The organism is Caballeronia catudaia, from assembly GCF_001544755.2.
GTDB classification, from domain to species: Bacteria; Pseudomonadota; Gammaproteobacteria; order Burkholderiales; family Burkholderiaceae; genus Caballeronia; species Caballeronia catudaia.
Genome location: NZ_FCOF02000002.1, coordinates 110,681 through 123,139 on the forward strand (window position 1 = coordinate 110,681; position 12,459 = coordinate 123,139).

The window sequence follows — 12,459 nt, forward strand, 5'->3', positions numbered from 1 at the left end:
CGATCAGCTCGCTGTCCACGGGTATCGATTCGCTGTCAACGGGCGTGAACTCGCTGTCGACCTCGACGTCCACGGGCATCAGCTCGCTGTCGACGGGTGTCAGTTCGCTGTCGACCTCGACCTCGACGGCGATCAGCTCGCTGTCGACGGGCATCAGCTCGCTGTCGACGGGTATCAGCTCGATGTCGACTTCGATCTCGACGGGTATCAGCTCGATCTCGACGGGCATCAACTCGATCTCGACAGGTATCAGCTCGCTGTCGACGGGTATCAGCTCGCTGTCCACGGGTATCAGCTCGATGTCGACTTCGATCTCGACGGGTATCAGCTCGCTGTCCACCGGTGTGAGTTCGTTGTCGACGGGTGTGAGCTCGCTGTCGACGGGCATTAGCACGGTCGTCAGCGACGTCACCAGCATGTCGACTTCGTTGAGCAGTGTGGTCAACGGCAAGGGCATCAAGTACTTCCATGCCAATTCTGTCTTGATCGACTCGTCGGCAACCGGCAAGAACTCGATCGCGATCGGGGGCAACGCCAGCGCAACGGCGGAAAACTCTGTGGCGATCGGTACCAACTCGGTGGCTAACCAGGCGAACACCGTGTCCTTCGGCAATGCGACCGATAAACTGCGCATCACCAACATCGCCGACGGTATCGCCAACAGTGACGTTGCAACGGTGGGTCAGTTGAAGGAGATCACCCAGGCCAATAGCACGACGGGTACTCCGAAGACTGCTGTCACGTTCGGCACCACGGCTTCGGGTGATACCGACTACAGCAACATCACGCTGGGCGGCACGAACGGCACGGTCATCCACAGTGTTTCGACGGGTGTCGCGCCGACCGACTTGGCCAACAAGGCCCAACTGGACGATCTGGCTAGCAGGATCACGAACATCACCGTTGGTGACGATCCGATGTTCGCCGCCGATGGCAATCGCGCTACGGAAGCGGCGGTCGCAAGCGGCACGCACGCGGTAGCAAGCGGCGCGAGCGCACAGGCAACGGGCGCAAACTCGGTTGCAAACGGCGCGAGCGCGGTTGCCAGTGGTGTTGGCGCGGTCGCTATCGGTGCGAACAGCCATGCAACGGCGGATGACTCCGTTGCGCTGGGTGCAAGCTCGGTGGCGGATCGTGCGAGCACGGTGTCTGTCGGCTCAGTCGGTAACGAGCGCCAGATCACCAATGTGGCTGAGGGTACCCAAGACACCGACCTGGTCAACGTCAATCAGTTGAACAGTGCGGTTGCGGACGCCAAGAACTACGCGGACTCCCAAGTCGGTGCCATGCAAGGTCAGGTTTCGGGCATTGCACGCAGCGCGTACTCGGGTGTCGCGGCAGCCGCAGCAATGTCGATGATCCCGAACATCGATCAGGACAAGACGATGTCGCTCGGTGTGGGTGGTGCGGCGTATCAGGGCTATGCAGCAGCGGCCTTGGCGGTGAACCTCCGTGTCACGCAGAACCTGGTGATGAAGGCGGGTGCGGCGAAGGCCAATGGCGGTACGGTGTACGGCGCGAACGCTTCGTATCGTTGGTAATTGCCGTCCTGGGATTATCCCAAGGCTGCCCGGGACACAGCGTAGTTGAGCGGTTACCCGGGCAGCCGATCCCCCTCTTTGAATGCTAGAGAATCACGAGATGTCTAAAGTTTTAATCACATTGCTTGTGGCTGTCGGAGTGCTCTCCGCATGCTCGACAGATACGGGCTTGAGCTACACCGCTCGAAAATTGAATATCGCGGGACAAGGTGAGGCTTACCGCGTCACCTGCACCGGGGTTTTCGAATCGCAGAAGTCGTGCTTGTCGAAGGCCGCTCAGATCTGCAAGGATCAGCAAGTCGTCGCTGTTCAAGCGATCGACAATCCTCAGTTGAGGCCGGGCGGAAGCGATGCGCGCGAACTGAACTTCACATGCGCGTCAGCATCGAAGCCAGCGGCTTGATGCAAAAAGCGCATTGCTCGAGCGAGTCTCACTCGAGCTGATTTACCGAAACCGACGTTCATCCGAACGTCGGTTTTTTTTATTTCACGGCCGTGCGCGCGACAGTCCAAAAGCGACCTCGCCGCCTTTCATCTGGCTGCCCGTGGTCATTTCCCGGCCGAGTTCCCCGCTTACAAGTAAAATTCGATTGCCTGGCGCCGTGTGCGCGCTTGCCGGACATTGCCGATGTGTGCAGTGCAGCGACGGCAAACGCATACATAGCGCAAAAATCTCAACAAAATCAAGGAGGCGTTATGCCAGCCGTCCACGGGAGCATGCTGTTGCTCTACGCGGTGATCGCGATTGCGGTTCTGATCCTGATGATCGCGCGTTTCAAGGTCTATCCGTTCCTCGTCCTCATGATCGTGTCCGTGCTGCTGGCCCTCGCGGTTGGCATGCCAATGGACAAGATCGTGAAGTCCTTCGAAACCGGAAACGGCAATACGCTCGGCCACATTGCCGTCGTGGTCGGTCTCGGCACGATGCTCGGCAAGATGATGGCCGAGTCGGGCGGTGCCGAGCGGATCGCGAATACGCTAATTCATCTGTTCGGCGAGAAGAACATCCATTGGGCGATGATGGTCGTCGCGATCATCGTTGGCTTGCCGGTGTTTTTCGAAGTTGGCTTCGTGCTGCTGATTCCGATCGCGTTCAATGTCGCAAAACGCACTGGAAAGTCACTGCTTCTGATCGGCCTGCCGATGGTCGCTGGCCTCTCGGTCGTGCACGGTCTGATTCCGCCGCACCCGGCCGCGCTGCTCGCGGTGCAGGCGTATCACGCGGATATCGGGAAGACGATTGCTTATGGCCTGATCGTCGGTGTGCCGACCGCGATCGTCGCCGGACCGCTGTTCGCGTTGCTGATCCACAAGTACATCAAGTTGCCGGACGCCAACGCGCTGGCTGACCAGTTCACGCAGAAGCATGGCGACACCGCGAAAACACGCGATCTGCCGAGCTTCGGGATCACGCTGTTCACGATTCTCCTGCCGGTCATCCTTATGCTGATCGGCAGTTGGGCGGATCTCGTCTTCACGCCGAAGACGCTGCCGAACGATCTGCTGCGCTTCGTCGGCCAGTCGGATATGGCGCTTCTGATCGCCGTGCTGGTCAGCTTCTGGACCTTCGGCGCGAGGCAAGGCTTCAACCGTGAGCAGATTCAGAAGTTTTGCGGCGAGTGTCTGGCGCCAATCGCGGGTATTACGCTGATCGTCGGCGCGGGCGGTGGGTTTGGCCAGGTGTTGCGCGATAGCGGCATTTCCCAACAGATCGTCGCGAGCGCTTCGTCCGCCAGCCTGTCGCCGCTTCTGCTGGGCTGGTTCGTCGCCGCACTGATTCGTCTGGCAACCGGTTCGGCGACCGTCGCGATGACGACCGCGTGCGGCATCGTCGCGCCGATCGCCGCGGCCGCGGGCGGTCACACGAGTCCGGAATTGCTTGTGCTTGCGACTGGCTCGGGCTCGCTGATCTTCTCGCACGTGAACGACGGCGGCTTCTGGCTGATCAAAGAGTATTTCGGGATGACGGTCGGCCAGACATTCAAGACGTGGTCGTTGCTCGAGACCATTATTTCCCTGCTGGGTCTCGGTTTGACTTTCGTGCTTGCGGCGTTCGTGTAAGGAGAAATCGATGATTCTGATCGCAATGGGTGTGTCGGGCGCCGGCAAATCGCTCATCGGCGAAATGTTGGCGGAACGCCTGCATTGTGCGTTCACCGATGGCGACGCTTATCACAGCGCCGCGAACAAGGAGAAGATGCACAAGGGCATTCCGCTGACCGACGACGATCGCTGGCCGTGGCTGAAAACGATCCGCGCGGCGATCGAGGAAAAGCAGCGGGCGGGCGAGACGGCGGTGTTCACGTGCTCGTCGCTGAAACGCTCGTATCGCGACGTCCTGCGCGATGGCGACAGCGATGTCTGCTTCATCTATCTGCACGGCACGATGGACGTCCTGCGCGAACGGCTCGGGTCGCGCACCGGCCATTTCTTCGATCCGTCGCTGTTGCAGAGCCAACTCGATACGCTGGAGGAACCCGGCGAGGACGAGGCGATCACCGAGAGCATCGAGCTTACGCCCGAGCAGATCGTCGATAACGTGATCGAGAAGTTGAAGACACGAAAGTAAAAGAAGCCCCGGATTTTTTCCGGGGCTTTCTCACTTATGCAATCCGCTTCGCCAGCTCGACCGCCTTGCCGATATACGATCCCGGCGTCATTTCCAGCAGCAGCTTCTTCGCCTCGGCCGGAATCGCCAGTCCGCCGACGAATGCCTGCAGCGCTTCACGCGTGATGCCCTTGCCGCGGGTCAGTTCCTTCAACTGCTCGTACGGATTTTCGATGCCATAGCGGCGCATCACCGTCTGTACGGGTTCCGCGAGCACTTCCCAGCAGTTGTCGAGGTCTTCGTTCAGGCGCGCAGCGTTCACTTCCAGCTTGTCGAGGCCGCGAATCAGCGCATCGTAGGCGAGCAGCGAATAGCCGAACGCCACGCCGATGTTGCGCAGCACGGTCGAATCAGTCAGGTCGCGCTGCCAGCGTGAGACCGGCAGCTTGTCTGAAAGGTGGCGCAGCGTCGCATTCGCGAGGCCCAGGTTGCCTTCCGAGTTCTCGAAGTCGATTGGGTTGACCTTGTGCGGCATCGTCGACGAGCCGATCTCGCCGGCCTTCGTCCTTTGCTTGAAATAGCCGAGCGAAATATAGCCCCAGACGTCGCGATCGAGGTCGAGAAGGATCGTATTCGCACGCGCGACGGCGTCGAACAGTTCCGCCATATAGTCGTGTGGCTCGATCTGGATCGTGTACGGATTGAACGTCAGCTTCAGACGATTCTCAACGACATCCTTGGAGAACGCTTCCCAGTCGAACTCCGGGTATGCCGACAGATGCGCGTTGAAATTACCGACCGCGCCATTCATCTTGCCGAGCAGTTCGACCTTCTCGACGCGCTGGATCGCGCGCGACAGGCGCGCAGCGACGTTCGCGATTTCCTTGCCGAGCGTCGTCGGGCTGGCGGGCTGGCCGTGCGTGCGCGAGAGCATCGGCTGCTCGGCGTGCGCGTGCGCGAGCTTGACGAGCCGCTCATGCACCGAGCGCAGCGCGGGCAGAATCACGCGTTCGCGCGCGCCGGCGAGCATCAGGCCGTGCGACGTGTTGTTGATATCTTCCGACGTGCACGCGAAGTGGATGAACTCGCTTGCGCGTTCCAGGTCCGGCTGGCCCTTGACCGACTCCTTGAGCCAGTATTCGACGGCTTTCACATCATGATTCGTGACGCGCTCGATGTCCTTGATACGCGCGGCGTCGTGCGCGGTGAAGCGCTCGGCGAGGTTCAGCAGGAATTGCTCGGACGCCTCGGAAAAGCGCGGCACTTCGGCGAAACCGGCGCGCGACAGCGCGATCAGCCAGTGAATCTCGACCGTCACGCGATGACGCATGAACGCGGCTTCAGAGAGCCAGTCACGCAGGGCTTCGGTCTTGGCGGCGTAGCGGCCGTCGAGCGGCGACAGCGCGGTGAGCGCAAAGAGGGTATCGGGACGAGTATCGGACATGGTGTGCGGACCGCGGGGAAGGAAAAGACGGGAGAACCGCGCATTTTACCATCGGATGCGTCCCAATCCGGACGACGGCACGGCTCACCGCGTCCGCAATTCCTGATCCAGCGCCTGCAACTGCGCAGGCGTGCCGACGTTTTCCCACCGTCCGGCGTAAAGCTCACCGCTCGCGCACCCGGCGGCAATCGTTTCGCGATAGTAAGGCGTCAGCGCGCGGCGCGTGCCGGGCACGAGATCGCGGAACATGCGCGTGTCGTATAGACCGATGTTGCCGAACGTGTAGCGCGGCTCGCCGTCGAGCGCGAGCGTGCCGTCGTCGCGCAAGGCGAAATCGCCTTTCGGATGGAACGGCGGATTCGGGACCATCACGAGATGCATTCCCGGTGTTTCGAGCGCCGACAACGCTTCGGCGGGTTCGTGCAACTTCGCGTAGTCGAAATCGCAGAACACGTCGCCGCTCACCGCGATGAACACGCCGTCGCCGATCAGATGCAACGCCTGCGCGATGCCGCCCGCCGTCTCCAGCGCATCCGTCTCGGGCGAGTAGCGCAGTGCGACGCCCCAGCGCGATCCGTCGCCCAGCGCGGCTTCGATCTGCTCGCCGAGCCACGCATGATTGACGACGATCGTCTCGATGCCGGCCACCGCGAGCCGCTCGATCTGCCACACGATGAGCGGCTTGCCGCCCGCTTCCAGCAGCGGTTTCGGACGGGTATCGGTGAGCGGCCGCATGCGTTCGCCGCGTCCCGCGGCGAAGATCATCGCCGTTTTCAAAGCGTGGGTCATCGTGATTCAGAAGGTGTAACCGACTTCGATCGCGCGGCCTTCCAGCGAGTCGAGCAAACGCGCGAACGGCCACAGCGGCGCATAGCGTTCCGCGACCTTGCGCGCATAACCGATGAAGCGCGGCAGATCGCCGAGATAGCGCGGTTTGCCGTCGCGATAGTGGATGCGAGCGAACAGGCCGAGCACCTTGATGTGCCGCTGAAGGCCCATCCATTCGAGCTGGCGATAGAACTCGCCGAAATCCGCATCGACGGGCAAGCCGGCCTTTCGCGCGCGCTCCCAGTAGTACGCGAAGCAATCGAGCTGGAACTCCTCGTCCCAACTGATGAAGGCGTCGCGCATCAGCGATGCCATGTCGTACGTGATGGGGCCATACACTGCGTCCTGAAAATCCAGCACGCCGGGATTCGGCTCGCAGACCATGAGATTGCGCGGCATGAAATCGCGTAGCATGAAGGTCTGCGGCTGCGCGAGCGCGCTTTGCACGAGCAGTGTGAAGGTGCCGTCCAGCGTCTTGCGTTCATCGGCGCTGACCTCGCGGCCCAGGTGCCGGCCGATGAACCATTCAGGCATCAGCTCCATCTCGCGGCGCAGAAACGCCTCGTCGAAGGGCGGCAGGACGCCTTCACTGGACGTTTGCTGAAAGCGGATCAGGGTGTCGATCGCCGCGCGCATCAAGGGGCGCGCGTTTTTTTCGTCGAGAACGGAAATGTAAGTCGTCGTGCCGAGATCGGTCACGAGCATGAAGCCTTCGTCGAAATCGGTCTCGAGAATCTTCGGCACATGGACAGCCGCCGCTTCGAGCAGCCCGGCGACTTGCATGAACTCGCGGCACTTTTCCGGCGGTGGCGCATCGACGGCAATGAGCGTCTGGCCGAACTCCGAATCGCATTCGAGCCTGAAGTAGCGTCTGAAGCTGGCGTCGGTGGAGGCCGGGGCGAGACTCGCGACGTTCAACCGATAGCGTCCGGCGACGTTTTCGAGCCACGAGCGGAGCTGAGTGAGGCGGGCGTCGGAAGTAATATGCGTCATAAATTCGAGGAGCAAAACATCTTGCCATATAATACCCCACGACTTTTTGAAGCGATCCGTTTCACGCCTGGCGCCAGGCCCCCGACGACTGTGCGCGTCACCGTTCGATCGAGTGTCGTCCCTGCTTAGCAACGGACCGTCAAGTTCGACTGCGGTACGGGCACGGCCGCCTGCCCGGCGGCATCGAGCGCGTGGGCGCGAACGGGATCGAACCGCCACCCATACATGCCGCCACGACAGTTTCCCGTATTGAAAAAAGGCGACGCTCAGCCACGCAGACGGCGGCTCGTTGCCGCGCTTCTGTCCGTTCCGGGCCTGATGCCCGCTCTCGCGCATGCTCAGCTCGTGGGCGACGCAGCGTATCCCCAGCCGCTAGACGGTCCCGGCGGCCTGCGCCTCGCGCCGCAACTCGAAGAGCGCCCGCTGCAAGGCGGTCAGCAGCCTTCCACTTTCCTGCTGAGCGACAAGGCCACCGGCACGTCCGATGAAGACATGGCGGCGAAGGGCTCGGCGGAAATCCGGCGCACGGTCACGGTCATCAAGGCGGACGCGCTGCATTACGACCAGGATACGGACATGGCCGATGCTTTCGGCAATGTCAGGCTGATCAACAACGGCGTGTCGTTCATCGGTCCGGAAGCGCATTTGAAGGTGGAGGCCAACGAAGGGTTCATGACGAACCCGAAGTACCGCTTCAACCTGACGGGCGGCTCGGGCAGCGCCGAGCGCGTCGATATGATCGACAACGAGCGTGCGCGCGTCGATCACGGCACATACACGGCGTGCCAGTGCGAAGCCGATCCGGCGTGGTACATCAAGGGCACGTCGTTCGACTTCGACACGGGCGCCGAAGACGGCATCGCGCATAACGGGGTGCTGTTTTTCCAGGGCGTGCCCGTGTTTGCGAGCCCGTGGCTGTCGTTTCCGCTGACGGGCGATCGTCGCAGCGGCCTGCTGCCGCCGACCTTCTCGCTCAGCTCGACAACGGGCTTCGAGACGTCGATCCCGTACTATTTCAACATCGCGCCGAATCGCGATCTCACCATCACGCCGCGCATCATGACGCAGCGTGGCGTGCTCGGGGAAGCAACGTACCGCTATCTGTCGCCCACGTATTCGGGTTCGCTCGACGTCAACTATCTGCCGAACGACCGCGAAACGCATACGAATCGCTATGCCATCTTCTGGCAGCATCGGCAGAACTTCGGTAACGGATTCGGCGGCTACGTCAATTACAACAAGGTTTCGGACGATCAGTATCCGGAAGATCTGGGCAACTCGTCGAATCAGTTCCTGAACGGCACGCAGATGCTGTATCAGCAGGAAGCGGGGCTCACGTACACCAATGGTCCGTGGCTGGTGCTCGCGCGCGAGCAGCGCTGGCAGACGCTGCAGCCGTCGACTCCGCCGTACGCGCGCGAGCCGCAGTTGAACGTTCAGTACAACAAGTACAACGTCGGCGGCTTCGATTACGGCTTCGAGGCGGACGCCACGCGCTTCACGATCACCACCGAAGGCGCAACCGACGGCAACCGGCTGTACTTCAATCCGTACCTGAGTTACGGCGTCAACGCGCCGGGCTATTTCGTCACGCCGAAGGTGCAGTGGCATTTCGCGTCGTACGACCTGACCCACATCGCGACGACTCAGGTGGCGGGCTCGTCGCCGCCCGTGACGGGGCAGCCGAAGAATTTCACCGAGTCGATTCCGACCCTCAGCTTCGACACGGGTCTCGTGTTCGACCGCTCGGTGCGGCTCTTCGGCGAGGATTACATCCAGACGCTGGAGCCGCGGCTCTATTACGTCTACACGCCGTACCGCAATCAGGACTTCGCACCGATCTTCGATACGGCCGAAGCCGATTTTGGCCTGGCCGAGATCTACACGCCGAACACGTTCGTCGGCAACGACCGGATCGCGGACGCAAACCGAATCACCGCGGGCCTGACGACGCGCTTCATCAACCCGGCGACGGGCGATGAGCGCGCGCGTTTTGTCATCGCGCAGCAGTATTATTTCCAGAGTCAGCGTGTCACGATCACGCCGGGCCAGTTGCCCGAACAGGCGAAGCACTCGGACCTGATCGCGGGCGCGGCCATCAAGCTGGGCGCTGGTTTCGCTTCGGAAACTGCGTTCCAATATAATGTGGACAACAACCAGCTCGTGCGCTCGAGCATCGGTTTCGCGTTCAGTCCCGGCGAACGCAGGGTCATCAACGTCGGCTATCGCTATACGCGGTCCAACCAGACCACGCTGGTGAACGAGCCGATCAACCAGATTCTGTTGTCCGGCGAGTGGCCGCTCTCGAATCGCCTCTATGCCGTCGCCCGCGTAAATTATGATCTCGCGAGTCATCGTCTCGTCGACGGGCTCCTGGGCTTCCAGTACGATGCCGACTGCTGGGCGTTCGGCTTCGGCATGCAGCGTTACGCGAACGGCGTGAACACCTCCGGCCAGCCTGCATCGGGTACACGTGTGCTTGCGCAGTTGACGTTCAAGGGCCTGTCGAACGTCGATAACGGCCTCGTCAGCGCATTCCGCGCGAGCGTGCAGGGTTATCAGCCGCCGCCGCCAGCCGCGCCGCCGCTCTCCCGGTACAGCGATTACGAGTGAGGCCGGAACGAGCGTTCGCGAACGGCATCGGGCATCCCGCGGCAGGCAGTGAAGCGCGGCGCCGAGGGCCGCGCAGGCGGCACACACAAGCAGGACACGAACGGGTCAAGCCCGTATTTGATGGAGTATCTGTGGCAAACGTGAATAAGTTTCGATCGACGGCAATCGCAGCGGGCATGCTCGTTGGCGCGCTGATCCTGAGTTCGCCGGCCGGTGCGCAGGCGTTGTCGAATCGCAATGCGCAAGTCGCCGATTCCGTGGTCGCTGTGGTGAACGACGGCGTCATCACGCAGCGCGAACTGCAAGAGCGCACGGCGCTCATCGCCAAGCGTCTGCAGCAGCAGAGCGCCCCGGTGCCGCCCGCGGACCAGTTGCAGCGGCAGGTGCTCGATCAGATGGTGCTCGAGCGCATCCAGTTGCAGCGTGCCAAGGAAGACGGCATCGTCATCGACGACGCCACCGTCAACCGCACGCTCGCGCGTCTCGCGCAGCAAAACCAGATGACGCTCGAAGTCTACCGCTCGCGCATCGAGGCGCAGGGCGTGCCCTGGTCCACCTTCGTGCGCGACGCACGCACGGAACTCACGCTTTCCAAGCTGCGCGAGAAGGAAGTGGACAGCAAGGTCACCGTGTCCGACGGCGAAGTGGCGAACTACATCGCGAGCCAGCGCGGTCCGGGCGCGCGCAATACGAGCGATCTGCGTCTGCAGCACATCATGTTCAAGGTCCCGTCCGACGCGCCGGAGGCCCAGGTTCAGGCAGTACAGGCGAAGGCCGACGCCGTGCTGAAACAGGCGCAAGGCGGCGCCGATTTCGCCAAGCTCGCGAAGGACAATTCGCAGGACACCGACGCCAGCAAGGGCGGCGATCTCGGCTACCGTGCACCGGCCACGCTGCCGGCGGGCATCGTGACGGCCGTGTCGCCGCTGCGTCCGGGCCAGATCGTACCCACACTTCTGCGCACCGACGGCGGCTTCGAGATCATCAAGCTGGTGGATCGCCGCGCGAGCCAGGGCACGCCGGGCGATGCGCCCAAGCTCGTGCAGACCCACGTGCGTCACATTCTGCTGCGCGTGTCGGACGGCATGTCGGAACAGACCGCGCGCCAGAAGCTGCTCGACATCAAGCAGCAAGTGATTGGCGGCGGCGATTTCGCCAACTTCGCGCGCACCTATTCGCAGGACGGCTCGGCGTCGCAGGGCGGCGATCTCGGCTGGATCAGCCCGGGCGAAACCGTGCCCGAATTCGAGCGCGCGATGAACAATCTCCAGGACGGCGCTGTCAGCGATCCGGTGCGAAGCGAATACGGCTACCACTTGATTCAGGTGCTCGGCCGCCGCGATGCGGAAGGCTCCGCGTCGCAGCAGCTCGATATCGCGCGTCAGGCGATCGGCCAGCGCAAGGCCGAGCAGGCGTATTCCGACTGGCTGCGCGAATTGCGCGACACCGCGTACGTGCAGTACAAGGGCATCGCTGCCCAACAGCAGTAACGCCATGAGCGCCGCCGACGCCCGACCGCTCGCCATCGCCATCACGACTGGCGAGCCGGCCGGTGTCGGCCCGGAGTTGACGGCGGCCGCGCTCGAAGGGGCACGCGAGCGTTGGCCGTCGGCGCGTTTCACGGTGCTCGGCGATCGGGACTTGCTGGCGGTACGCGCAGGCAGCGCCTGGCCCGCGGCGGGCGATGCGATCGACATCGAGCATCACGCGCTAGCCGTGCCTGCAAAGCCAGGCAAGCTGGATGCCGCCAACGGGCGCTACGTGCTCGGCCTGCTCGATGCCGCGATCGACGGCGCGGTGTCCGGCCGCTTCGACGCCATCGTCACCGCGCCGTTGCAAAAGAGCACGATCAACGATGCCGGCGTGCCTTTCACCGGCCACACCGAATATCTCGCCGAGCGCACGAACACGCCGCGCGTCGTGATGATGCTCGCCGGTTCGAGCGAAAAGCCGTTGCGCGTTGCGCTCGCGACCACGCATCTGCCGCTGAAGGATGTGTCGGCGGCGCTCAGCATCGAAGGTCTCGTCGAAACGCTCACCATCATTCATCACGATTTGCGCGCGCGTTTCGGTCTCGCCGCACCGCGCATTCTCGTGACCGGCCTGAATCCGCATGCGGGAGAAAACGGCTATCTGGGTCGCGAGGAAATCGACATCATCACGCCCGCGCTCGAACGCGCCCGCGCACTCGGCATCGACGCGTCCGGCCCGTATCCCGCGGATACCTTGTTCCAGCCGCGCTATCTGAAAGACGCCGACTGCGTGCTCGCGATGTTCCACGATCAGGGCTTGCCGGTGCTGAAGTACGCCACTTTCGGCGAAGGCATCAACGTGACGTTGGGCTTGCCGATCATCCGCACGTCGGTGGATCACGGCACCGCGCTCGATCTCGCCGGCACGGGCCGCGCCGATCCGGGCAGCATGATCGCCGCAATCGACGCCGCCGTCACGATGGCGCGCCACAAGCGCAGCGCCTGAACGCGCGCGCATTC

General features: G+C 62.6%; 9 protein-coding genes. 6 read left to right on the forward strand and 3 right to left on the reverse strand.

The features are described from left to right. Nucleotides 1-416 precede the first annotated feature (416 nt). The 3 genes from AWB75_RS38350 to AWB75_RS02730 all read left to right on the forward strand — a co-directional run bounded on the left by AWB75_RS38350 (nucleotide 417) and on the right by AWB75_RS02730 (nucleotide 4,110). Complete coding sequence (locus AWB75_RS38350; RefSeq protein WP_235011944.1) at nucleotides 417-1,541, forward strand: YadA family autotransporter adhesin; 1,125 nt, start codon at nucleotides 417-419, stop codon at nucleotides 1,539-1,541. A gap of 696 nt (nucleotides 1,542-2,237) precedes the next feature. Continuing rightward, nucleotides 2,238-3,602 carry a GntP family permease gene (locus tag AWB75_RS02725; protein WP_061122540.1) on the forward strand — a complete coding sequence of 455 codons (1,365 nt, stop codon included), beginning with the start codon at nucleotides 2,238-2,240 and terminating at the stop codon, nucleotides 3,600-3,602. A 10-nt stretch (nucleotides 3,603-3,612) separates the two neighbouring features. After that, complete coding sequence (locus AWB75_RS02730) at nucleotides 3,613-4,110, forward strand: gluconokinase (protein ID WP_061122541.1); 498 nt, start codon at nucleotides 3,613-3,615, stop codon at nucleotides 4,108-4,110. Between the two features lie 34 nt (nucleotides 4,111-4,144). On the opposite strand, the gene purB is transcribed toward AWB75_RS02730, so the two are convergent. The 3 genes from purB to AWB75_RS02745 form a co-directional block, all read right to left on the reverse strand. Then, the gene (gene purB, locus AWB75_RS02735; protein WP_061122542.1) at nucleotides 4,145-5,533 is read right to left on the reverse strand and encodes an adenylosuccinate lyase; all 1,389 of its coding nucleotides are present in this window, start codon (nucleotides 5,531-5,533) and stop codon (nucleotides 4,145-4,147) included. A gap of 84 nt (nucleotides 5,534-5,617) precedes the next feature. Continuing rightward, nucleotides 5,618-6,322 carry an N-acetylmuramate alpha-1-phosphate uridylyltransferase MurU gene (gene murU / locus AWB75_RS02740; protein WP_061122543.1) on the reverse strand — a complete coding sequence of 235 codons (705 nt, stop codon included), beginning with the start codon at nucleotides 6,320-6,322 and terminating at the stop codon, nucleotides 5,618-5,620. A gap of 6 nt (nucleotides 6,323-6,328) precedes the next feature. Then, on the reverse strand, nucleotides 6,329-7,354 hold the full coding sequence (locus tag AWB75_RS02745) for an aminoglycoside phosphotransferase family protein (RefSeq protein ID WP_061122739.1): 1,026 nt from the start codon (nucleotides 7,352-7,354) through the stop codon (nucleotides 6,329-6,331). 225 nt (nucleotides 7,355-7,579) lie between these two features. Here AWB75_RS02745 and AWB75_RS02750 point away from each other — a divergent pair, with 225 nt between their 5' ends. The 3 genes from AWB75_RS02750 (at nucleotide 7,580) to pdxA (ending at nucleotide 12,445) form a co-directional block, all read left to right on the forward strand. Beyond that, the gene (locus AWB75_RS02750) at nucleotides 7,580-9,967 is read left to right on the forward strand and encodes an LPS-assembly protein LptD (protein ID WP_061122544.1); all 2,388 of its coding nucleotides are present in this window, start codon (nucleotides 7,580-7,582) and stop codon (nucleotides 9,965-9,967) included. Nucleotides 9,968-10,098: 131 nt separating this feature from the next. Next, a complete protein-coding gene (locus tag AWB75_RS02755; protein ID WP_407642112.1) occupies nucleotides 10,099-11,457 on the forward strand; it encodes a peptidylprolyl isomerase in 1,359 nt (452 codons plus the stop codon). 4 nt (nucleotides 11,458-11,461) lie between these two features. Next, nucleotides 11,462-12,445 carry a 4-hydroxythreonine-4-phosphate dehydrogenase PdxA gene (gene pdxA / locus AWB75_RS02760; protein WP_061122546.1) on the forward strand — a complete coding sequence of 328 codons (984 nt, stop codon included), beginning with the start codon at nucleotides 11,462-11,464 and terminating at the stop codon, nucleotides 12,443-12,445. Nucleotides 12,446-12,459 lie beyond the last annotated feature (14 nt).

What these genes read in the sequence shown, in the direction of transcription:
- AWB75_RS02750 (WP_061122544.1), top strand. Translation starts at nt 7,580, where the DNA reads ATGCCGCCACGACAGTTTCCCGTATTGAAAAAAGGCGACGCTCAGCCA.
- AWB75_RS02730 (WP_061122541.1), top strand. Translation starts at nt 3,613, where the DNA reads ATGATTCTGATCGCAATGGGTGTGTCGGGCGCCGGCAAATCGCTCATC.
- murU (WP_061122543.1), bottom strand. Translation starts at nt 6,322, where the DNA reads ATGACCCACGCTTTGAAAACGGCGATGATCTTCGCCGCGGGACGCGGC.
- AWB75_RS38350 (WP_235011944.1), top strand. Translation starts at nt 417, where the DNA reads ATGTCGACTTCGTTGAGCAGTGTGGTCAACGGCAAGGGCATCAAGTAC.
- purB (WP_061122542.1), bottom strand. Translation starts at nt 5,533, where the DNA reads ATGTCCGATACTCGTCCCGATACCCTCTTTGCGCTCACCGCGCTGTCG.
- AWB75_RS02745 (WP_061122739.1), bottom strand. Translation starts at nt 7,354, where the DNA reads ATGACGCATATTACTTCCGACGCCCGCCTCACTCAGCTCCGCTCGTGG.
- pdxA (WP_061122546.1), top strand. Translation starts at nt 11,462, where the DNA reads ATGAGCGCCGCCGACGCCCGACCGCTCGCCATCGCCATCACGACTGGC.
- AWB75_RS02725 (WP_061122540.1), top strand. Translation starts at nt 2,238, where the DNA reads ATGCCAGCCGTCCACGGGAGCATGCTGTTGCTCTACGCGGTGATCGCG.